Consider the following 21,064-nt stretch of genomic DNA (forward strand, 5'->3'; position numbering starts at 1 on the left):
CAGCTTCAGCGCCTCGGCCGCCTATCACTGGCCCGTCGGCGACAGCCTCAAGGGCATCGCCCGGGCCGGCGTGGTCCATGACGCGCGCCGCGAGACGGCGCTGACCGCCGGCACGCCGGGCGATGCGGTGACCTCGGCCAATGCGCGCATCGGCCTGGAGTCGCCCAACGGCTGGTCCGGCTACCTGTATGGCGAGAACCTCACCGACGACGACGGCGCGCTCAACGCGCGCACCGCCGCCGGCCTGGCCAACCGCCTGCGCCCGCGCACCTTCGGCATCGTGCTGCGTTACGACTATTGACGACATTCCGGGGCATCCATGTGGATGCCCCGGCTGCTTCGGGAGAACAGAATGATCAGGAACATGATGAAACTGGCCGTGCTCGCCGCGGCCTGTACCGGTGGGCTGGCATCCGCCGCCGACACCGACGACCAATGGCTGGAACAACCCCACGACGCCCGGGCGCTGGCCTGGGCCCGCGAGACCACCCGATCCACCACCGCCGCGCTGCAGGCGCTGCCGGTCTATGCCGATGTCCGCAAGGAACTGGGCGATCTGCTGAAGGCGCGCCCGGCCGAACCGGACGTGGTCCTGCTGGGTCAGCGCGCGGTGCGTTTCCTCAAGGACGCCGCGCATCCCTACGGACTCCTGCAGACCACCACGCGCGACGCGGCCGGGATTCCGCTGCCGCAATGGAAGACGGTGCTGGATGTCGCCCGCCTGCGCGCCGAGGAAGGCATCGCGTTCGAACTGCAGGCCTACGACCTCGGCGGCAGTTGCCTGGCGCAGACCGCCCGCTGCCTGCTGCGCTTGTCGCCGGGCGGCGGCGACGAAGTGGAGATCCGCGAGTTCGACCTGGCCCAGGGCCGGTTTGCGGCGGACGGATTCAAGGTGCCGCGTTCGCGCGCGTTCGCCCACTGGATGGGTCCGCAGACCGTGCTGGTGGAAACGACCGCCGGCGACCGTCCGCGCACCGCCGCCGGCTGGCCCGCGCAGGTCTCGCTGTGGAAGCGCGGGCAGCCACTGGCGCAGGCCAAGGTGGTATACGAGGGCGCCGCCACCGACGCGATCCTGCAATTGTCCGCCAGCCGTGACCCGCGGATGCCGCGTGGCGTCATCACCCGCGCACTGGACTACTCCACCTTCGAAGTGCACGTGGTGGAACCGGATGGGCGCAGCCATCTGTTGCCCTTGCCGCGCGATCTCGCGCCGATGGGCGCCATCGACGTCACCGACACCCATGTGATCGTGCAGTTGGGCAGTCCCGCGACCGTGGATGGCCGCCGCTACGAGGCCGAGACGGTGCTGGCCCATCACCTCGACGACACCCTCGCCGAGGGTCGCCGCGCGAGCGTGATCTTCGCGCCGGGGCAGGGCGAGTTCGTCAACGGCAAGGCCGACGTGGTCTCGGTCGGCGACAAGGTCGCGCTGGTCAGCAACCGCAACCTGCGCCAGCGCCTGTTGCTGGCGACGCCGGGTGACGACGGCTGGAGCACGCATGAGGTATTCCAGGCCGAGCCCGGCGATACCGTGACCCTGCGCGGCGGCGAGGAACTGATCGTCACCACCGACGGCTTCACCACCCCGCGCCGCCAGGAACTGCATCGTCCCGGCAAGCCCGTCGCCCTGCTCGCCCGCGATCCGGTGATGTACGAAGCCGATGGCTACGTGACGGAAATCGGCAGCGCCACTTCCCGCGACGGCACCCCGGTGGACTACTTCCTGCTGCGTCCGAAACAGGCGTCCACACAGCCGCAACCGCTGCTGGTGACCGGCTACGCGGCGTTCGCCACCTCGTTCCGTCCCGGATACTTCGACTACATCGTCGGCGGACCGGCGTTCAAACTGTGGCTGGATCGCGGTGGTTCGCTCGTGATTCCGGCGGCGCGTGGCGGCAACGAGCGCGGCGAGGCCTGGCATCGCGCGGCGATGCGCGAGCAGCGGCAGAACTCGTACGACGATTTCATCGCCGTCATCGAGAAGCTGCAGCGCAGCGGCTACACCACGCCCGCGCAGACCGGGGTGTTCGGTTCCTCCAACGGCGGCCTGCTGGCAGCAACCCTGGGCACCCAGCGGCCGGATCTGTTCAACGCCGTGATCAGCGATGTCCCGCTGACCGATCTCATCCGCATGCGCCACATGGGCATGGGAGCGGCCTGGATGAACGAGTACGGCAATCCCGACAAGCCGGAGGAAGCGCGCGCCATGCTCGCGTATTCGCCCTACCAGAACGTGCGCGCCGACACCCGCTATCCGCCGTTCCTGATCACCATCTCGACCGAGGACAACCGGGTGGGACCGGGCCATGCCCGCAAGCTCGCCGCCCGGCTGGCATCGGTGGGCGCCCCGACCTACTTCCTGGAAGACGAGGAAGGCGGCCACGGCGTCAGCGATGCCCTGCGCAACCCGGATCTGATGGCAATGCGGATGAGCTTCCTGATCTCGCGGCTCATGGCACGGCAGCCGTAGCGTTTCCCGATACTCTCCGGCGCGGTCGCTCTCTCTTCCGCGCCGGGAGTATCACCTCCCATCGGGGGTCACCCCGCGGGATGCACCTCGATGGTGACGTGCACCAACTCCTCGTGTATCCCCAGCGCCCGCCGATAGTGGTCCGGCGAACGCGGCTGTGCCGCCACCAGCGTCACCACGCAGGCGTACTTGCCGCGACCGACGCGCCAGACGTGCAGGTCGGCGATCCCGGTGTCCGGTTCGGCCGCGATCACCTCGTGGATTTCAGCCACCACGGGCGCGTCCATCTCCGCGTCCAGCAGCACGCGTCCACTGGCCCGCAGCAGGCCCCACGCCCAGGTCAGCACCAGCACCGAACCGACCAGCCCCATCACCGAATCCATCCAGCGCGCCCCCCACATCCAGCCGGCGATGAGCGCGACGATGGCCAGCACCGAGGTGGCGGCATCGGCGATCACGTGCAGGTAGGCGGCCCGCAGGTTGAGATCGCGATGATGATGAGTGTGGTCGTGGCCCGCATGTCCACCGTCGGCATGACCATGGGGGTGATGATGGCTGTGGCCGTGACCATGATGATCGCCATGACTGTGATCGTGATGACCATGCCCATGCGGGTGATGCGCATGCCCATCCTTCAGCCACCAGGCGCAGAGCAGGTTCACGCCCAGGCCGACGACCGCGATGAGGATGGCTTCGCGATAGTGGATCGCCACCGGATGGATCAACCGTTCGACCGATTGGAACGCCATCAGCGCGGCCACGCCGAGCAGCAGGATCGCGCTGGTGTAGCCCCCCAGCACTTCCACCTTCCAGGTGCCGAACGCGAAGCGCTCATCACGCGCGTGACGGCGCGCGAACCGGTAGGCGAACACCGACAGGCCCAACGCCAGCGCGTGCGAACTCATGTGCCAGCCATCGGCCAGCAGCGCCATCGAGTTGAAGTACCAGCCGCCGGCGATCTCGACGACCATCATCGCCGCGGTCAGCAGCACCGCGCGGCGGGTATTGCGTTCGGCCAGGGGATTGCCATCGTCGAAGACGTGATCGTGGCGGCGGGCGGCGATGGCGGCGAGGAGCGTCATGGCGGCGGAAACGCGTAGCGGAAGCTACTCGCATTCTATACCCCCCAGGGGTATATTCCCGCCATGTCGCACATCGCCCATGAACGCAGCCGCCTGCAAGCCCGCGTCCGTCGCCTCAAGGGGCAGGTCGAAGCGCTGGATCGCGCCATCGCCGAAAGCACCGACTGCCTGGACGTGCTGACCCAGGCGGCCGCCGTGCGGGGCGCGGCGCAATCGCTGATGCTGGCCCTGCTCGACGATCACCTGCGCGAACACGTGGTCGCCGAGGATGACACCGATGCCCGCCGGGCCGAAGGCGAAGCGCTGGCCGGCATGCTGCGCAGTTACTTCAAGTAGGGCCCGCGCCACCCGTCGCGGCTGTGCGTAGAATCCGGACATCCCATCACCGGAACGCATCGCCCATGTCCCTGCGCACCACCCTGCTCGCCTCCGCCGTCGCGCTGGCCGCGGCCCTGCCGTTGTCGGCGGCCGAACCGGCCAAGTACCGCAGCGCCCAGGAGATTCTCGACGCCTCGCCGGCCGGCGACTGGCGGACCCTGGATCCGGCCAACACGCTGTACATGGAACTGGACAGCGGCCGCGTGATCATCGAACTGGCGCCGGCGTTCGCGCCCGAGCACGTCGGCAACATCCGCACGCTGGCCCACGAGGGTTTCTGGAACGGCCTGAACATCTATCGTTCGCAGGACAACTGGGTGGTGCAGTTCGGCGATCCGACCGAGGAGGAAGCCAAGCGCAAGTCGATCGGCACCGCCAAGGCCAAGTTGCCGGCGGAGTTCGAGCGCAAGGCCGAAGGACTGCGTTTCGACCGCCTGCCCGACGCCGATGGCTGGGCGCCGCAGGTCGGTTTCGTCGACGGCTTCCAGGCCGGTCGCGATCCGGCCACCGGCCAGGCCTGGATGGCGCATTGCTACGGCACCCTCGGCGCCGGCCGCGACACCGCGCCGGACAGCAGCAACGCCACCGAACTGTACGTGGTGATCGGCCAGTCGCCGCGCCAGCTGGACCGCAACATCACCGTGGTCGGCCGGGTGGTGAAGGGCATGGAACTGCTGAGCGTGATCAAGCGCGGTCCGGACCCGATGGGCGTGTACGACAAGCCCGCCGACTACACGCCCATCAAGGCGATCCGCCTGGCCAGCGACGTGCCGGAAGCCGAGCGCACGCCGTTGCAGTTGCTGCGCACCGATTCCAGGACCTTCGCCGACGCCACCGAAGCGCGCCGCAACCGCCGCGACGCCTGGTACGTGCGGCCCGCCGGCCACATCGATCTGTGCAACGTGCCGCTGCCGGTGCGTACTCCCAAGCAGGGATGAACCACGACCGGTTCCGACACCGGATCCGGACACGCACGAACCCCTCTCCCCCTGCAGGAGAGGGGTTTTTCTTTTCCGGTCCGGATGGCGTCATATCCTTTTCTTGCGCGCGCATGGGTCCGATGTCGGCGACATGGACATCGCCGCCGCGGATCGGGCAATGGCTTGACAGCACCCGGCGGATACGCCCAATATTTAACCATTACGTTAATTGATTAAATTTCTAATGGCCGTTGACCGCGTCTTCGAAGCCCTGGCCTCCCGTCCCCGGCGGGAGATCCTTGCCTACCTGTCCGCGCAGGAACTGACCGCCGGAGAGATCGCCGAACGCTTCGAGATGAGCGCGCCGGCAATCTCGCGGCATCTGTCGGTGCTGGAGAACGCCGGTCTGGTCAGCAGCGAGCGGCGCGGACAGTTCGTGGTGTACCGGCTGGTGCCGGACAGCCTGGTCAATACGCTCACCGGATTCGCGTTCGAGATCTGCCCCACCGCCGGGCCATTGAAGCGCGAGGCGCGCAAGCGCGCCGCCAAACCCGGCTGAATCCACCCAGCCCCTCCCCCCGTTTTTTCCGCCGTCACACCGACCAGGACGCGCCCGATGGCCAGCACCGCCGAACCCGTCGCCACCTTTCCCCATGCCCGCATCCGATCGCACGCCGGTGGATTGCCGGTGGAAGTGTTCCTGATCGCCCAGTTGGGGCATGGCGCCGGCGACCGCATGTTCGCCGAGGCCATGGCGCGCCAGCGCGCGCATCCGCGGTTCATCGACGAACTCGACGAGCCTTCGGCCAAACTGGCCGGCACCGATTTCGACAAGGGCGACGCCACCGCGCTCTATACCTTTGCGGTGGGCCCGCAGGGCCATCCGTTCCACCGCCACGCCGGCCATCGCGTGTTCACAGCGGTGACCGGCAGCGGCGGCGCGCTGCTGCGCTTCTCCACCGCGTCGGATGCGCAGATCGCCGCCGACCCGCGCAGTTTCCTCGATGCGCTCCACCACATCCGCCTGCCGCCGGACAGCCTGTTCACCGTCCGCTTCGGCGATGGCGCCTGGCATCAGTTCGTCGCGCCGCAGGCCGGCTCGCGGCATCCGGTGTTCTTCGCCCTGTCCTGCCACACCGATGAGCTGGGCGGTCCGTTGCCCGAAGCCGAGCGCGCGCGCGTGCTCGGCGGCGAGGCGAACCTGGCGTCGCTGACCGAACTGCTGCCCGAACCGGTGCGCGCCCTGCTGGCCGAACGGCGGCTCGACGACGCCGGCATCCCGACCGTGGCGCTGGCGTTCGACGCCGTGCCCGGAAGCCGCAAGGAACAGTTGTGCGCTTCCGTGCGCGGCGTGCTCGGCCGGATACGCGGCATGGTGTCCGGCGCGCGGCCGGCCGCCGGTTTCATCGACGGTCGCCGGCCGCGCGTGGTCGCGCTGCCCGCGCCACCGGCCGGCTCGCTGCTGCACGGCGAACTCGCGCAGGGATTCGATCACCAGGACACCTTCGTGCTCAGCGTGCGCGGCAATGGATTCCACGGCCTGCGCGCCTCGCGGATCCTGGGCGATGTGCTCGACGGTTTCCTGCAACACCGACCCGCCGGCGTCAGCGCGCTGATGAAATTGCGCAACGTGCTGGTCCGGCCGCTGCGCCTGCGCACTTCTCCCCTGGGCTGTCCGGTGTCCTCGCTGCTGTCCGCGCAGCGCGATCATCTGTTCCTGGATCGCTTCCCGGTGCTGGCGCAGCGGACCGGCGAGACGGACCGCGACGCGCAGGTGGTGCTCGGCGCGGACGACCGCCACCTGGTGTTCCGTTCCTGCGTGGGCGTCACCATCGTGTCCGACGATCGGATCGACATCAGCCTCGGCACGCGCGTGCGATGCAGCAACGCGTTCGGCCATGTCTACCTGGCCCTGATCGATCACGTGCATCGCGAATACGTGGCGCCGGCCATGCTGAGGATGGCGGTGGAAAACGCCGCCGAGCGCACCGACGGGCTGGTCGCCAGCGACGGCTTGTTTGCTTGAGGCGGCTGGCCTACTTCGCCAGCGCCTGATCGATGGCGCGTTGCGCCAGCGGCGCCATCATTTCATAGCCGGCCGGCGTGGGATGCACGCCGTCGGCGGCCAGCTTCGGATCAAGCCCGCCTTCGGCGTTGCTCATGGCGCCGTGATAGTCGAGGTACACCGCGCCGGTATCGCGCGCGTAACCACGCAACCAGGCGTTCAACTCCCGGACCTTGCCGGCCGGATGCAGCCCGGGCCGCCACGGGTAGTCACTGACCGGCAGCACCGAGGCCAGGACCACGCGGATACCGTTGGCGCGGGCCAGTTCGGCCATCGAGCGCAGGTTGTCCTCGATCATTTCCAGGGTGGACGGTCCGGTGTTGCCGGCGATGTCGTTGGTGCCGGCGAGGATGACGACCGCGGCCGGCTTCAGATCGATGACGTCCTGGCGGAAGCGCACCAACATCTGCGCGGTGGTCTGCCCGGAGATGCCGCGATTGACGTAAGGCTTGCCGGGAAAGAACACGGTGCCGTCCACGCGTCCCCAGCCGTCGGTGATCGAGTCGCCGTAGAACACCACCCGTTGTTCGCCGGGTGCCGGCGGCGGCAGCGCCGCGTTGTCCTGGCGGTAACGCGCCAGTTGCGGCCAGTCGGTGAGCGCCTGCTTGAGCGGGATCGAGGCGACCTGTTCCGGGTCCAGGGGCGCGGCCGCCCGCGCGGTCGGTTCCGTTCCGTCCTGCGCGTACGCCGGCACCTGCACCAGCGAAGCAAGCGCGAGCGCCGTCCATCCCCCAGCCAGCCAACGTTTCATCGCACGTTCCCGGAAACCGAATCCGCCGGCAGTGTACGTCTGCGCGGCCGTGACCGTCAGGCCTGTCGTCAGCCGTCGCCTTCGGCGCGCTTGTGCGCTTCCTGGATGATGCGTTTGTTGCGGATGCGCACCGCGCCGACCATCAGCAGGCGCAGATCGCGCACGATGTAGTCGGCCAGCGCGGCGTCCTCGATGTCGTCCCCATGCAGGTCCAGGCGGAAATCCTGGCCCTGCAGGCCACCGCCGTTGCTGAAGTCGATCTCGAAATCGAACACGACCCGCTTCTGTCCGGTCGCCACGCTCATGGCCTGGGCGCCCGCTGGCTGAAGGCGACGCTGCCCAGGATCAGCAGGCCGGCGGCCAGCATCGCCGGGGTCACCGGTTCGCCCAGGAACAACCAGGCGAAGGCCGCGCCGAACAACGGCACCAGGTAGGTGACGGTGGCGGCGCGCGCGGCGCCGATGCGCTGGATCAGCCGGTAGTACAGCAGGAAGGCATAGCCGGTGCAGAGCACGCCGATCGCGATGGCGCTGCCCCAGGCCAGCGGCGAGATGGGGTGGGCGGGCCAGTGGGTGGCGGCGAACGGCGCCAGCAACAGCGCCGAACACCCCAGCGTCGCGGCGGCGGCGGCGGCGGGGGGAATGCCGCCCAGATGGCGCCGCACCAGGTTGACGCCCACGCCGTACAGCAGCGCGGCGGTCGAGCCGGCGATCACCGCCAGGCCCACGCTGATGCCGCCGGCCTTGCTGGTGGCCAGCAGGACCACGCCGCCGAATCCGACCAGCAGCGCGATGGCGCGGCGGGCGCCGATCTTCTCGCCGAAGAACAGGAAACCGATCAACGCGGCGAACAGCACCGTCATCGCATTGCAGATCGCGCCGATGGCGGCCGGCGAACGCTGCGCCGCCCATGCGAACAACAGGAACGGGATCGCTGAATTGATCAGTCCGATGATCGCCAGCTTCGGCCACATCGCGCGGGTGAACACCGCGCGGTCGCGCCACAGGAACGGCAGCAGGACCAGCGCGCCCAGGGTCAGCCGGATATCGACCAGCGCGAACGCGCCGAAGGGCTCGGCCGCGATGCGCATGAACAGGAACGAGCTGCCCCAGATGGCGCCCAGCACCAGCAGTTCGATCGAGGTTCGCCAATCACGTGTCATTCCGCCTCCCAACGAACCCGCCTTGCCCGCATCCGCCACCGCGCCATTGCCCGCCATCGCCGTGCACCTGTTTTGTGTCTCGGCCATTCTGGCGCGCCCGCAACGGCCCGCAAGCGCATATTATGCGGGCGAGCCACAAATCTGGTTGATGTCTATCCATGAACCTGCGCCCCGCCCTGCTGCCCGCCCTGGGAGTGTTCGCCGCCGCCGCCCGGCACCAGAATTTCGCCCACGCCGCGGAGGAGCTGCACCTCACCGCCAGCGCGGTCAGCCACCACATCCGCAAGCTGGAATCGCTGCTGGGCGTGGCCCTGTTCCAGCGCCATGCGCGCGGGGTCAAGCTGACCCAGGAAGGCCGGCAACTGGCCGACGCGGCGACCGCCGCGCTGACCGACATCGAAGGCGTCGCCGCCAACCTGCGCCACACCGATGGCGTCTCGGTGCTGCGGGTGACCACCCTGCATTCGCTGGCCTACTGCTGGCTGGTCCCGCGGCTGCCGCGCTTCACCGCGTTGCATCCACACATCCGCCTGCAACTGGATACCGGCATCGCCCTGACCCGGTTCGATGAAGGCGGCCCCGACCTGGGCATCCGCCATGGCCCCGGCCAGTGGCAGGGGCTGACCGCGCACCACCTGATGGACGACAAACTGTTCCCGGTCGCCTCGCCCGGACTGCCGGGCGTGGGAACGGTCAAGACGCCGCGCGACATCGCGCGCCTGCCGCTGGTCACCGACCTGGCCCTGCAGGGCTGGCGCGACTGGTTCCGCGCGGCCGGCGTGCGCGGCCTGCGCCTGCCGGAGATGCACAGCTTCAGCGACAGCACCGACGTGATGCGCGCCAGCGTCTACGGCGTGGGCGCGGCGCTGGCGCGCAAGGTGATCGCGCTGCCCTACCTGCAACGCTACGAACTGATCCGCCTGCCCGGTCCGTCGCTGAAAGCCCGCTTCGCCTACTACGTGGTGCATCCCTCGCATCGCGCGCCGCGGCCGGCGGCGCTGGCCTTCATCGACTGGCTGAAGGCGGAAGTCGACGACGAACGCACGCCGCTGCCGCCGATTCCGGCGGATCTGCTGGGCCGCTGAGCGGCGCCCGCCGGCGCCGGTTCAGAACCGGTACCAGAACCGTGCGAAGTACGACGCGCCGTTGAGGCCGAACTGCACGCTCTCGTAGATGTGGCCGTTGTCGGTCTCGTTGGGATCCTGCCGGGTCGGGAACACATCGAGCAGGTTCGCGCCACCGATCGTCAGCTTGGCGTTGTCGGTGAAGCGGTAGGTGATGCTGAGGTCGGCCGAGGTCTTGGCCTTGTAATGCTGATCCGGCACCGGCGGCCCCGAGAACGTGCCCAGGGTCTGCGAACCGAAGTGGATGATCTTCAGGCCGAAGTCCCAGCGGTCCAGCGCGTAGTCCAGGCCCAGCACGGCCTTGTTGCGCGGCGCGCCGTTCTCCACGAACAGGCGATCCCGCGGCGACAGCAGCACGTCCTCGCGCCCGGCCAGCGAAGGCGGCGTGTGCACCTGGGTCACTTCGGTCTTGCTGTAGTTGGCAGCCAGGTAGGTGCTCAGCTTGCCGGCACCGGCCTGCGCATCCCAGGACAGGGTCAGATCCACGCCGGTGGTGCGGGTGTCCACCGAATTGAAGAAGAATCGCGCCAGGCCCACGTCCAGCGCTTCCAGCGCCGCGCCGATGACCGGGTCGCTGGTATCGAACTCACCGCTCAGCACCACCCGATCGTCGATCTCGATCCGGTACGCGTCCAGGGTGAGCGACACCGCGGTCGCCGGCGACCAGGTGAAGCCCAGCGTGGCGCCGCGCGAGGTTTCCTCCTTCAGCGCGGGAATGCCGGCCAGGTTGGCCAGCGCACCGCCGTTGGGCGCGATCACCACGTCCACCGGCTCGCCGCTGATGAAGTCGGTGATGGTCGAGGAGAAGTATTTCTGCTGCAGCGAAGGCGCGCGGAACCCGGTGCTCACCGAGCCACGCAGCAGGAACGCGTCGGTGACCCGGAACGCCGCCGCCAGCTTGCCGTTGAGGGTGTTGCCGAAATCGCTGTAGTCCTCATAGCGCGCCGCCAGTCCCAGCATGAATCGTTCGGTGAAGTCGATTTCCACGTCGGCGTAGGCGGCCCAGCTGTCGCGATGCTTGTCGGTCACGTCGCCGGGCTGGAAGCCGGGGAAACCCTGGCTGCCCGGATTGCCGCCTTCGCCCGCGCCGTCGACATCCAGATAGGAACCGGGCTCGCCCGCGCGGATGCGGTAATCCTCGCGCCGGTGCTCGGCGCCGAAGGCCAGGTTGAGTCCATGCAGCACGGTGTCGAAATAGCGCGAGACGTCGGCGTTGATGGTCTTCTGCTTGAACGAGAAACCGCCGGCATCGAATCGGCTGGGACTGATGCCGGCGCCGCCGTTGATCAGATCCAGGTTGGCGATGGACGCATTGAGCGTGTGATCGATGGTGTAGCGCAGCTCGTTGTAGCCGTAGGTATGCGATACGTCCCAGTGCCACTGGCCGACGTCGCCGCGCACGCCGGCGATGCTGTAGCGGTCCTGCAGATCGCCGTCGATGAACGGCACGAAGCCATCGGGATACATCGCCGCGGAATTGCGCGAGGGAATGTCCTCCGAGCCGATGCCCTCGCGCGCGAAGGCCGCCGAGGACGCATCGCGATCCTGCATGCCGGCGGTGAAGTAGAACTCGGCCGAATCGGTCAGCGGCAGATCGCCGTTCAGATAGAGGGTTTTGTTCTTGACCCGGCTGTCGCCGATGATGCGCAGCGGGTTCTCGGCGGTGGCGCGGTTGGAGCGATCGCGATCCTGCCATTCGCCGGTCACCGCGAAGTGGCCGCCGTTGGACAGCGCCAGCCCGCAATAGGCCGAGGCGATCCAGTTCTCGCCATCGCCGCGCGAATACTGGCCCCAGCCGGCGATCGCCTCGCAGCCGGGACGCCGCTTGAGAGCGATGTTCATCACCCCCGCGATCGCGTCGGACCCGTACTGCGCGGCCGCGCCGTCGCGCAGCACTTCCACCCGATCGATGGCCAGCATCGGCAATGAATTCAGATCCGTGCCGGTGTTGCCGCGGTCGCGCGCGCCGTAGATGTTCACCAGCGACACCGTGTGCCGACGCTTGCCGTTGACCAGCACCAGCGTCTGATCCGAGCCCAGGCCCCGCAATGCCGCGCCGTCGATCAGATCGGCGCCGTCGGCGCCGGTCTGGCGGGTGGAAATCAGCGAAGGCGCGGTGTACTGCAGGGTCTGCGCGAGATCGAACTGCGCGCCCTGCTCCGCCGCCTGCGCCATGGGAATCACGTCCACCGGCACCGGCGACTGGGTGTCGGAGCTGCGCGCGACCCGGCGCGAGCCCAGCACGGTCACCTGATCCAGCGTGGTCGCCTGCGCCTGTCCGCCCTCCGGTGGCCCCTGCTCCTGCGCCGCCACGCCCTGCGCGGCCGCCATCAACACCAGGGAACAACGCACGAAGAAGGACAGACGGTTCCGTTGCATAGGCGATCCCCGGTGGGCGAATGGAAACGCGCGGCGCGCGTCGCCCGAATCTACGCCCGGGTCCACCTGACCGAACAGGGACAAAACCGTTTACAGCGCGCGAACGTAACCCGCGCTACCGACGCGGCGCCGCCGCGCGCACATTCCGCGCGCGACGGGTTTGGCGAACTCACGCGGCCTTCACGGCACCGCCTTGATCCCCGCCACCACCGCCGGCTTGAGCGCCTGCACCTTCGGGTCGGCGGACTGATCCGCTTCCACGTACAGGCTGCCCATGAACGCGATCAGATCATGCCGGCGCGCCAGCCACGCGACATCGCGATAGGCCTGTTCCTGGTTGCCCAGGCGCTGCGGCAGGCCGGTAAACCAGGCCTGCCACTCGGCGTCGCCCAGCACGCCGCGGCGGGCGATGAAGATGATCGGCCGGGCCAGCCGGCCGGGTTCGCCGAACACGTAGGCATGCGCCTGCTCCGGCACGATCTGGACCGTGAGCGCGGCCAGGATCTGCTCGACCTGATCGCGGTTCACCTGCTCGTTGGAGGCCAGTTGCAGCAGCCAGTCGGCGCCGTGGGCGACGCCGTGCCGCCAGCCTTCCTTCGCGTCGTAGCCACGGTAGTCGTTCACCGATGCCAGGTAGCGGGTGGCGCGCTTGACCATGTCGGCGCGCTCGTCCGCGCTCAACCAGGGTTGCAGGCGATCCGTGCGGGCGAGTTCGGACAGCATCAACGCCGCGAACGGATGGGTGAAGCCCTCGGGATCCTTGCCATCCAGTTGCGCATACAGGCGCTCCAGCAATTGCCGGCGCACCGGCTCGGCCAGCTGGTCGCCGCGCAGCCATGCGGTGATCGCCTCGTAGGCGATGCCGTCGCGCATCTCCGGATCCGGATCGGACAGGCAATCGAGCAGGCCGACCGCGAGCGCGTCGCGCGCGGCCGCGTCCTCCATCGCGAACTTCTGCTCCTTCAACAGGCGCAGCGAAGCCGCATCCGTCCCCTCCGGCGGGCAGCCGGCCCAGGCCGGGGCGGACACGAGGAAAGCTGCCGTCAACGCGATGCGATGCCACATGTCCGGTTCTCCGTGAAAGATTGAAAGGCGAAGCGATGCCTGGTCAGGTTTTCCGGCGACGCCAGCGACGCAGCACCGCCACGACCACCCACAGCACCAGTCCGACCGGAATCAGGAACGCCACCGCCCGGATGGTCCATGCGGTGCCGGTGGACAGGGTGGCGGTGAAATCGCGCAGCGCCTGCCGGATCTCGCCGCGTCCGCTCTGCCCGCCGGGCGGCACGAATTCGAGGGTGACGCGCTGGGTATCGATGCGATGCCGATGCTGCGCGCCTTCCTGCTGCGCCGCCTGCAGCTGCGCCTCGACCTGCGCCAGTTGCTGCGACAGCGCGATCATGTCGGCCACCGCCAGGTCGCGACGCTGCTGGAATTCCAGCAGGCGATCACGCTCGCGGGTGAGCCGGTCCTGCTGCAGCGTGTTGTCGCCCACGGCCTGCGCCAGATCCTCGGCGCGGGTGTTGCGGCTGCCCACTTCCGCGCCCTGCGCGGCCTGGGCGATGAATGGCTCCACGCCGGCCGGCGCGATGCGCACGGTCAGGCTGGCGCGTGGATGATCCCCGCCCTGCTGACTGACCCCAAGCACGCTGCAGGCGCCGAATTTTCCGCTGCCGCAGGCCTGCTGGCTGGCCTTGAGGCGGGCGGGGATGGTCTTCTCCTCCAGCAGGATCTCGACGTCGTGCTCGTAGGCCAGCATGCCGCCGGCCGGGTTGCGCACCGCGTCCGCCGCGACCGCGGCGCCGCCCTCGTGCCGCGCGCATCCCGCCGCCGCCAGCAGCGCCAGCAACGCGCCCGCGCCCAGGCGCCAGTTTCCCTTCGTCGCGGCCATGTCAGAAACTGGCGCCGTCGATGGCAACCACCTTCAACCCCGCCAGATCCACGTCGGGCAGGCAGCGCACGTTGATCGCGATCATCGGCCCGCTCTTCGGGTTGTCGCCTTCGCCATAGACGGCGATGCCGCAGTTCGGGCAGAAGTGATGCTGGATGGCGTGCTTGTTGAAGGTGTAGGTGCCCACGTCGCCTTCCGTGCTGGTCAGGTGGAACGCGGAGCGCGGCCCGAACCACAGCAGCCCGCCGCGTCGGCGGCACATCGAGCAATTGCAGTCGTAGACCTCGGCGATATCGCCTTCCACCTCGAAGGCGATGCGGCCGCAATGGCAACTTCCCTGGTGCTTCATCTTTCGCTCGCTCCTGCACGTCCGTCCACGGGAGCGCCAAGGGTAATCGAATGGCAGATGCGGTGGGGCGCCGCAACCGCTAATGTGTTGAGTTCACCCTTTGTGCACTGCCGCGAGAATTCCATGCGCCACAGCCTGCTAGCCCTTGCCCTCCTGACCAGCCTGGCCGCCTGCCAGAAGACCGATGCGCCCGCACCGGCCGATGCTCCTTCGGCGACCGCCGCCGCCACCGACGCGCAGGCCGATGCCCGCTTCGCCGATCTGTCCAAGCGCGCGCTGGAAGGCTGGCTGCAGCTGTCGCCGGTCAGCGCCACCCAGATCGGCGAACACCGCTACGACGGCGAAATCGACGATCTCAGCGCCGAAGGCCGGCAGAAGAGCCTGGACTTCAGCCGCAAGATGCTGGCCGAACTGGCCGCGATGGATGTCTCCAAGCTGTCGCGCGAAAACCAGGTGGACGCGGCGATCCTGCGCAACCAGCTGGAGTACGACGCCTGGACCAACGAGACCCTGCAGGCCTGGGCCTGGGATCCGCAGGTGTACAGCGGCCTGGCCGGCGGCGCGCTCTACAACCTGATGGCGCGCGAATTCGCGCCGCTGCCGGATCGCCTGAAGTCCGCGATCACCCGCATGGAGAAGATTCCGACCCTGCTGGCGCAGGCGCGCGCGAACCTGGATCCGGCCCGGGTGCCGAAGATCCACGCCGAGACGGTGGCCAAGCAGAACGCCGGCATCCTCAGCATCGTCGACAGCTTCATCACCCCGCATGCGAAGGAACTGCCCGAGGCCGATCAGCAGCGCCTGGCCGCCGCCACCGAAACGCTGAAGAAGGCGGTCGAAGAACACCAGCAATGGCTGGACAAGACCCTGGTGCCCAACGCCAGGGGCGACTTCCGGGTCGGCGAGAAGATCTACGACCAGAAGCTGAAGTTCGCCCTGCTGTCCTCGCTGTCGCGCGCCGACATCAAGCAGCGCGCGGAGGGTGAGCTCAAGCGCGTGCGCGGCGAGATGTACGCGATCGCGCAGCAGGTGCTGAAGGACAAGCCGGGGGCGCCGTCGCTCACCGACAACCCGAGCGACGAACAGCAGCAGAAGGCGATCGAGGCGGCGCTGGAACTCGCCTACGCCGAACGTCCGGCACGCGACAAGGTGGTGCCGGACGCCGAGGCCGCGCTGAAGTCGGCCACCGACTTCGTCCGCGCCAAGGATCTGGTGACCCTGCCCGACGCGCCGGTCGACATCATCCCGATGCCGGAGTTCCAGCGCGGCGTGGCGGTGGCGTACTGCGATTCGCCCGGTCCGCTGGACAAGAACCTCAAGACCTTCTACGCCATCTCGCCGATTCCGGAAGACTGGAGCCAGGCCCAGGTCGATTCGTTCCTGCGCGAATACAACAGCCGGATGATCCACCTGCTGAGCATCCACGAAGGCACGCCGGGCCACTATCTGGAAGGCTGGCATTCGGCCAAGTTCCCCTCGACCCTGCGCGCGGTGCTGCGCTCGGGCCTGTTCGCCGAGGGCTGGGCGGTCTACACCGAGCGGATGATGGCCGACGCCGGTTACCTGGACAATGATCCGCTGTTCCGCCTGGTGCAACTGAAGTTCTACCTGCGCACCATCGGCAACGCCATCCTCGACCAGGGCGTGCACGTGGACGGCTGGAGCCGCGAGCAGGCGATGGATCTGATGGTCCGCCAGACCTTCCAGCAGGAGCGCGAGGCCGCCGGCAAGTGGACCCGCGCGCAGCTCAGCTCGGCCCAGTTGCCGACCTATTTCGTCGGCGCGCAGGAGCACTTCGATCTGCGCAAGGCGATGGAGGCCAAGCTGGGCGACAAGTTCAACGCCAAGGCCTATCACGATCAGGTGCTGTCCTACGGCGCCCCGCCGGTGCGCTTCGTGCGCGAGCTGATGCTGGACGAACCGATCCAGTGATCGATGCCGGGCGGGAGGGATTTTCCCTCCCGCTTTCGCTACCCTCCGCAGGAGCGACGCAAGTCGCGACCGTCATGCCTGATTGACCGCATGCGACACGGTCGCGACTTGCGTCGCCCCTGCGGGGAATCGGACTACGGGGAATCGGACAAGTTTTTTCAGGTCAGCGGACGCATGCTGACGATCACGCCGTTGGCATCGGCGTACAGCCAATGGCCCGGATGGAAATCCACGCCGGCGAAGCCCACCGGCACGTCCACCTCGCCCAGGCCGCGTTTCTCCGTCTTCATGGGATGCGTGGCCAGCGCCTGCACGCCGAGATCCAGCTGTGCCAGCACCTCGACATCGCGCACCGCGCCGTGGATCAGGAAACCGGCCCAGCCATTGCGCGCCGCGTTGGCGGCGATCTGATCGCCCAGCAGCGCGCGGCGCAGCGAGCCGCCGCCGTCCACCACCATCACCCGTCCCTGCCCGGGCGTGCCGGCCAGCTCGCGCACCCGCGAATTGTCTTCATGGCAGCGCACCGTCGCGATGGCGCCATGGAAGGCCACCCGGCCGCCGAATCCGCGGAACCGCGGTTCGACGACCTGCACCTCGGGATGGGCATCGCAGAGATCGGGAGTGGTCCAGTCCATCGCTGCCTCCGCGGCGCCGCTCAGAGCGTGCGGCTGATGGTGAAACTGCCGAACACCGGGCGCTCTTTCTGCCCGTCGAACTCGCGGGTGCTGTGGTAGCGCGCCAGCGCGAACTTCCAGCGCCCGTACATGAAAGCCACGCCGTAGCCGTACTCGCCGACGAAGGCGCGCTTGTCCACGCTGTGGCTGTGCTTGAAGGTATTCCCGTCCAGGGTGATGTCGCGCAGCACCCAGCGCGCGTCGGTGGTCAGGAACATGTGGAAGCCCAGCACGTCCGGCGGGATCCGGCTGCCGGTGGGCGCGGTGTTCTCGCCGGCGGGGCGCAGCGGCGTGCTGCCGAAATCGTTGGGCAGGTAGCGGCCGAAGCGCAGTTCGCCGCCGACGTTGGCGTAGGTGGTCAGGGTGCCCAGGGTACCGCCGTAGTGGCTGACCGCGTCCCAGCTCCAGATGCCGTCCTGCTCGGGCGCGAACCGGCGCATGCGTTCGTGCACGATGCGGAACACCGGCTCGTCGCGCAGCTGGTTGTCCCACCCCTCGAACTTCTCGCCGCCGGTGATCTTGTGGACCTCGTTCTGCACCTGCTTGCCGAGCGCGGACGGCCCGACGATGCCGAACTGCAACTGGGTGGTGCGCAGGTGGTCGCCGTTGCGGGCGTTGTAGCCCAGGCTCGCCAGCAGCACGCCGGCATACGGCCGGTCGTCGGGGATCACGTCGCGGCGGGCCGAATCGGTCGGTGTGAAGATGCCGTGGGCGAAGCTCACCACCATGTTCTGCTGCTCGAAGCCTTCCGGCGTCACCGCCTGCAGATGGCGGTTGATCCAGCGCGCCACCCGCGGCAGGCAGGGATCGCCGGTGTAGTCCTTGAGGTTGGGCGACACCAGCGTGAGCATCACGCCGTTGCTGTAGCCCTGGTCCTGCTGGCCGAACAGATCGTTGTCGACCCGGAAATTGACGGTGGGGGGAAGATCGGTGGATTCGTTGCAGTAGTCGCGGGCGGCGGCCGGGAGGCTGCACAGGGCCAGCGCGGCCAGCAGGAGGATTCCTGTCGAGCGCATGGGAAGTTCCGGTACGGGAGGGAGACCGGGCGATGGGTGGGGGCGTCCGGGACGGCGACACGATAACGCAAAGTGAACACGTTCACAGGGTGGTCCGCGGCACGGACTATCCTGCCGGTCGCCACTTGTCCCGGAGATCCCGCATGAGCCTGGCTGCCGCCACCACCGCCACCATCATCCCCTGCCTGCGCTATCGCGACGCCCGCGCCGCCATCGACTGGCTGTGCGAGGCCTTCGGCTTCGAGCGCCAGGCCGTCCACGCCGAGGGCGACACGGTCCACCACGGCCAGCTGACCTTCGGCAACGGCATGATCATGCTCGGCTCCGCATCCGCTGGCGGCGAATGGGGCCGGCACATCGTCCAGCCCGGCGAGGCCGGTGGACGCGAAACCCAGAGTCCCTGCGTGATCGTCGGCAACACCGACGCGCACTACGCCCGCGCCAAGGCGGCCGGCGCCGAGATCGTCATCGAACTGGCCGACCAGGACTACGGCGGGCGCGGCTATGCGTGCAAGGATCCGGAGGGTCATCTGTGGTGGTTCGGCAGCTATGATCCCTGGAAGACCTGACCGGACCCGCCGCCCGCATGAGTGATCTGTTCTCCGGCGCCTCGCGCGCATCCGACGCCATCCGGGTCGGCATCGGCGGCTGGGTATTCGCGCCCTGGCGCAACAACTTCTATCCGGCCGGCCTCGTCCAGCGGCGCGAACTGGAATACGCCAGCCGGCATGTCACCGCCATCGAGATCAACGGCACCTACTACGGCGCCCAGCAGCCGGCGACCTATGCCAAGTGGCGCGACGAGGCGCCGCACGGCTTCCTGTTCTCGGCCAAGGCGCCCAAGCGGATCGTGCAGTCGCGGGCGCTGGCGAAGACCCGCGTGCAGGTGGAGGACTTCGTCGGCGGCATCGTCGAACTCGGCGACAAGCTGGGACCGCTGGTGTGGCAGTTCGAGGCCGGGCGCAAGCTCGACGCCGAAGACTTCGCCGCGTTCCTGGACCTGCTGCCGCGCGAGGCCGGCGGGCGGCGCCTGCGCCACGTGCTGGACGTGCGCGATCCGGCCTTCATCACCCCGGATTTCCTCGCCCTTGCGCGCCGACACGGGATGGCGACCGTATTCACCGATTCACCGGACTATCCGCGCTTCGCCGATCTCACCGCCGACTTCGTCTACGCGCGCCTGATGGGTACCCGCAGCGAGATTCCGCAGGGCTATCCGGATGCGGAACTGGATGCCTGGGCCGAGCGCGCCCGGCAATGGGCGGCCGGCGGCGATCCCGCCGAACTGCCGCATGTGGAATCCCCGCGTCCGGGCAAGGCGCCGCGCGACGTGTTCGTCTACTTCATCAGCGCGGCCAAGGAACGCAATCCGGCCGCGGCGATGGCGTTGTTGTCACGGCTGCAACAGCGGTAGGAGCGACGTGAGTCGCGCCCCGGCCAGGTTTCCGGTCGCGACTCGTCGCTCCCACGATGGGGTCATGCCGGGCGCCGCATCGACAGCAACGCCACCAGCACGCCGACGCCGCAGGTCAAGGCCACGTAGTGCGCCGGCGCGGTCTTGCCCAGATGGGTGGACAGATACGCCACCAGCGGCGGCGTGAGCGCGCCGAACAGCGCGTAGGCCACGTTGTAGGAAAACGAGACGCCGGAGAACCGCACCGCCGGCGGGAACGCCGCGATCATCAGCGCCGGCACCGCGCCGACCACGCCGATGCAGAAACCGACGAGCGCGTAGCGGGCGATGAAGCCGGAGGCATCCCCGGCGGCCAAGGGCAGATACAGCGCGTAGATGGCCACCAGCAGCGCCAGCGAGCCGACCAGCAGGGTAACCGCCACCCCGAAGCGATCCACCGCCCAGCCCGCCGCCAGGCAGCCGAAGATCAGCGCCGCCGTCGCCACGCTGCCGCCCTGGAACGCCAGCGCCGACGGCAGGCCGAACGAGGACTGCACCAGGTTGGGCGTGAGCAGCACGCCCACCACGATCGCGGCGGTCAGCAGCCACGAGGCCAGCATCGAACGCAGCACCGCGCCGGCATGTCCGGCCAGCGCCTGGCGCACCGGCAGGCCCTCGGCCAGTTGCCGGCGCGCGCGCATCTCCACGAACACCGGCGTCTCCTGCAGCCAGCGGCGCAGGAACACCGCGAACAGGCCGAACGCGCCCCCCAGCAGGAACGGCAGCCGCCACCAGCCGCCGGCGACCTGTTCCGGGGTCAGCGTGGTGTTGATCCACGCCGCCAGCAGCGAACCGATCAGGATGCCGGCGGTGAGTCCGGCGGTCAGGCTGGCGCAGGCGAAGCCGAGATGGCGCGCCGGCACGTGTTCGGCCACGAACACCCATGCGCCGGGCACTTCGCCGCCGACCGCGATGCCCTGCACGATGCGCAGCAACAGCAGCAGCAGGGGCGCCAGCACGCCGATCTGCGCGTAGGTCGGCAGCAGGCCTATCAACAGGGTCGGCACCGCCATCAGCAGCACGCTGAGGGTGAACATGCGCTTGCGCCCGCCGCGATCGCCGAAATGCGCCATCACGATTCCGCCCAGCGGCCGCGCCAGGTAGCCGGCGGCGAAGATGCCGTAGACCTGCAACTGCGCCAGCCACGATTCGGTGCCCGGCGGGAAGAACAGCTTGCCCAGGGTGGCGGTGAAGAACACGAACACCACGAAGTCGTAGAACTCCAGCGCCCCGCCCAGCGCGGCCAGGCCGAGGGTCTTGGCGTCCTGGCGGTTGAACGGCCGGTGATGTTGTCCTTCGAGGGAAGTCATGCGGGGTCCGGATTCGCCGAAGGCGGCGAACATGGCACGCCCGCCGGGCCTTCGTCCACCACGATCCCTGCGGGACAAGGGCCCTCCCCCCGTAGGAGCGACGCAGGT

At 68.7% G+C, this 21,064-nt stretch carries 21 protein-coding genes; 10 read left to right on the plus strand and 11 right to left on the minus strand.

What is annotated here, in order from left to right:
* Both ACTHN1_RS10560 and ACTHN1_RS10565 read left to right on the plus strand, forming a co-directional pair.
* Positions 1-301 (plus strand): hypothetical protein (locus ACTHN1_RS10560; protein WP_440470902.1); only part of this gene is annotated, 301 nt, incomplete at its 5' end.
* 51 nt (positions 302-352) lie between these two features.
* On the plus strand, positions 353-2,470 hold the full coding sequence (locus tag ACTHN1_RS10565; RefSeq protein WP_440470903.1) for a prolyl oligopeptidase family serine peptidase: 2,118 nt from the start codon (positions 353-355) through the stop codon (positions 2,468-2,470).
* Positions 2,471-2,538: 68 nt separating this feature from the next.
* Here the strand turns inward: ACTHN1_RS10565 and dmeF are convergent, their stop codons facing one another.
* A complete protein-coding gene (gene dmeF, locus ACTHN1_RS10570) occupies positions 2,539-3,552 on the minus strand; it encodes a CDF family Co(II)/Ni(II) efflux transporter DmeF (protein ID WP_440470904.1) in 1,014 nt (337 codons plus the stop codon).
* Between the two features lie 63 nt (positions 3,553-3,615).
* Here dmeF and ACTHN1_RS10575 point away from each other — a divergent pair, with 63 nt between their 5' ends.
* From ACTHN1_RS10575 to ACTHN1_RS10590, 4 genes are all read left to right on the plus strand, one after another.
* Positions 3,616-3,888, plus strand: coding sequence for a metal/formaldehyde-sensitive transcriptional repressor (locus ACTHN1_RS10575; RefSeq protein WP_440470905.1), 273 nt, complete (start codon positions 3,616-3,618; stop codon positions 3,886-3,888).
* Between the two features lie 65 nt (positions 3,889-3,953).
* A complete protein-coding gene (locus ACTHN1_RS10580) occupies positions 3,954-4,868 on the plus strand; it encodes a peptidylprolyl isomerase (RefSeq protein WP_440470906.1) in 915 nt (304 codons plus the stop codon).
* Between the two features lie 226 nt (positions 4,869-5,094).
* Positions 5,095-5,409 (plus strand): metalloregulator ArsR/SmtB family transcription factor, encoded by a 315-nt coding sequence (locus tag ACTHN1_RS10585; protein ID WP_440470907.1) that lies wholly within the window; start codon positions 5,095-5,097, stop codon positions 5,407-5,409.
* Positions 5,410-5,466: 57 nt separating this feature from the next.
* The gene (locus ACTHN1_RS10590) at positions 5,467-6,876 is read left to right on the plus strand and encodes a DUF2867 domain-containing protein (RefSeq protein WP_440470908.1); all 1,410 of its coding nucleotides are present in this window, start codon (positions 5,467-5,469) and stop codon (positions 6,874-6,876) included.
* A 10-nt stretch (positions 6,877-6,886) separates the two neighbouring features.
* On the opposite strand, the gene ACTHN1_RS10595 is transcribed toward ACTHN1_RS10590, so the two are convergent.
* The 3 genes from ACTHN1_RS10595 to ACTHN1_RS10605 form a co-directional block, all read right to left on the minus strand.
* Complete coding sequence (locus ACTHN1_RS10595; protein WP_440470909.1) at positions 6,887-7,666, minus strand: SGNH/GDSL hydrolase family protein; 780 nt, start codon at positions 7,664-7,666, stop codon at positions 6,887-6,889.
* Positions 7,667-7,734: 68 nt separating this feature from the next.
* Positions 7,735-7,971, minus strand: a complete 237-nt coding sequence (locus tag ACTHN1_RS10600) for a cyclase (protein ID WP_440470910.1) — start codon at positions 7,969-7,971, stop codon at positions 7,735-7,737.
* Positions 7,968-8,828, minus strand: a complete 861-nt coding sequence (locus ACTHN1_RS10605) for a DMT family transporter (RefSeq protein ID WP_440470911.1) — start codon at positions 8,826-8,828, stop codon at positions 7,968-7,970. The genes ACTHN1_RS10600 and ACTHN1_RS10605 overlap by 4 nt, the downstream gene beginning before the upstream one ends.
* A gap of 158 nt (positions 8,829-8,986) precedes the next feature.
* Between ACTHN1_RS10605 and ACTHN1_RS10610 the strand changes: the two genes are divergently transcribed.
* Positions 8,987-9,913, plus strand: coding sequence for a LysR substrate-binding domain-containing protein (locus ACTHN1_RS10610; RefSeq protein ID WP_440470912.1), 927 nt, complete (start codon positions 8,987-8,989; stop codon positions 9,911-9,913).
* Between the two features lie 21 nt (positions 9,914-9,934).
* Here the strand turns inward: ACTHN1_RS10610 and ACTHN1_RS10615 are convergent, their stop codons facing one another.
* The 4 genes from ACTHN1_RS10615 to ACTHN1_RS10630 all read right to left on the minus strand — a co-directional run bounded on the left by ACTHN1_RS10615 (position 9,935) and on the right by ACTHN1_RS10630 (position 14,571).
* Positions 9,935-12,331, minus strand: a complete 2,397-nt coding sequence (locus tag ACTHN1_RS10615) for a TonB-dependent receptor plug domain-containing protein (protein WP_440470913.1) — start codon at positions 12,329-12,331, stop codon at positions 9,935-9,937.
* A gap of 180 nt (positions 12,332-12,511) precedes the next feature.
* Positions 12,512-13,396 (minus strand): DUF2785 domain-containing protein, encoded by an 885-nt coding sequence (locus ACTHN1_RS10620; protein ID WP_440470914.1) that lies wholly within the window; start codon positions 13,394-13,396, stop codon positions 12,512-12,514.
* Positions 13,397-13,439: 43 nt separating this feature from the next.
* On the minus strand, positions 13,440-14,222 hold the full coding sequence (locus ACTHN1_RS10625; protein ID WP_440470915.1) for a DUF4349 domain-containing protein: 783 nt from the start codon (positions 14,220-14,222) through the stop codon (positions 13,440-13,442).
* A gap of 1 nt (position 14,223) precedes the next feature.
* A complete protein-coding gene (locus ACTHN1_RS10630; RefSeq protein WP_440470916.1) occupies positions 14,224-14,571 on the minus strand; it encodes a GFA family protein in 348 nt (115 codons plus the stop codon).
* Positions 14,572-14,694: 123 nt separating this feature from the next.
* On the opposite strand from ACTHN1_RS10630, the gene ACTHN1_RS10635 reads away from it, so the two are divergent.
* Positions 14,695-16,503, plus strand: a complete 1,809-nt coding sequence (locus ACTHN1_RS10635) for a DUF885 domain-containing protein (RefSeq protein ID WP_440470917.1) — start codon at positions 14,695-14,697, stop codon at positions 16,501-16,503.
* A gap of 158 nt (positions 16,504-16,661) precedes the next feature.
* Here the strand turns inward: ACTHN1_RS10635 and rraA are convergent, their stop codons facing one another.
* Together rraA and ACTHN1_RS10645 are read right to left on the minus strand one after the other, a co-directional pair.
* On the minus strand, positions 16,662-17,138 hold the full coding sequence (rraA, locus tag ACTHN1_RS10640) for a ribonuclease E activity regulator RraA (RefSeq protein WP_440470918.1): 477 nt from the start codon (positions 17,136-17,138) through the stop codon (positions 16,662-16,664).
* Between the two features lie 20 nt (positions 17,139-17,158).
* Positions 17,159-18,193 (minus strand): lipid A deacylase LpxR family protein, encoded by a 1,035-nt coding sequence (locus ACTHN1_RS10645; protein ID WP_440470919.1) that lies wholly within the window; start codon positions 18,191-18,193, stop codon positions 17,159-17,161.
* A gap of 143 nt (positions 18,194-18,336) precedes the next feature.
* Here ACTHN1_RS10645 and ACTHN1_RS10650 point away from each other — a divergent pair, with 143 nt between their 5' ends.
* Together ACTHN1_RS10650 and ACTHN1_RS10655 are read left to right on the plus strand one after the other, a co-directional pair.
* The gene (locus tag ACTHN1_RS10650) at positions 18,337-18,762 is read left to right on the plus strand and encodes a VOC family protein (RefSeq protein WP_440470920.1); all 426 of its coding nucleotides are present in this window, start codon (positions 18,337-18,339) and stop codon (positions 18,760-18,762) included.
* A gap of 17 nt (positions 18,763-18,779) precedes the next feature.
* Entirely contained in the window at positions 18,780-19,607 is an 828-nt protein-coding gene (locus ACTHN1_RS10655; protein WP_440470921.1) for a DUF72 domain-containing protein, read from the plus strand.
* 62 nt (positions 19,608-19,669) lie between these two features.
* Here ACTHN1_RS10655 and ACTHN1_RS10660 read toward each other — a convergent pair whose 3' ends face one another.
* Positions 19,670-20,956 carry an MFS transporter gene (locus ACTHN1_RS10660; RefSeq protein WP_440470922.1) on the minus strand — a complete coding sequence of 429 codons (1,287 nt, stop codon included), beginning with the start codon at positions 20,954-20,956 and terminating at the stop codon, positions 19,670-19,672.
* Between the last annotated feature and the right edge of the window lie 108 nt (positions 20,957-21,064).

Origin of the sequence: Pseudoxanthomonas sp., from assembly GCF_051953815.1 — a bacterium.
Classification (GTDB): domain Bacteria; phylum Pseudomonadota; class Gammaproteobacteria; order Xanthomonadales; family Xanthomonadaceae; genus Pseudoxanthomonas_A.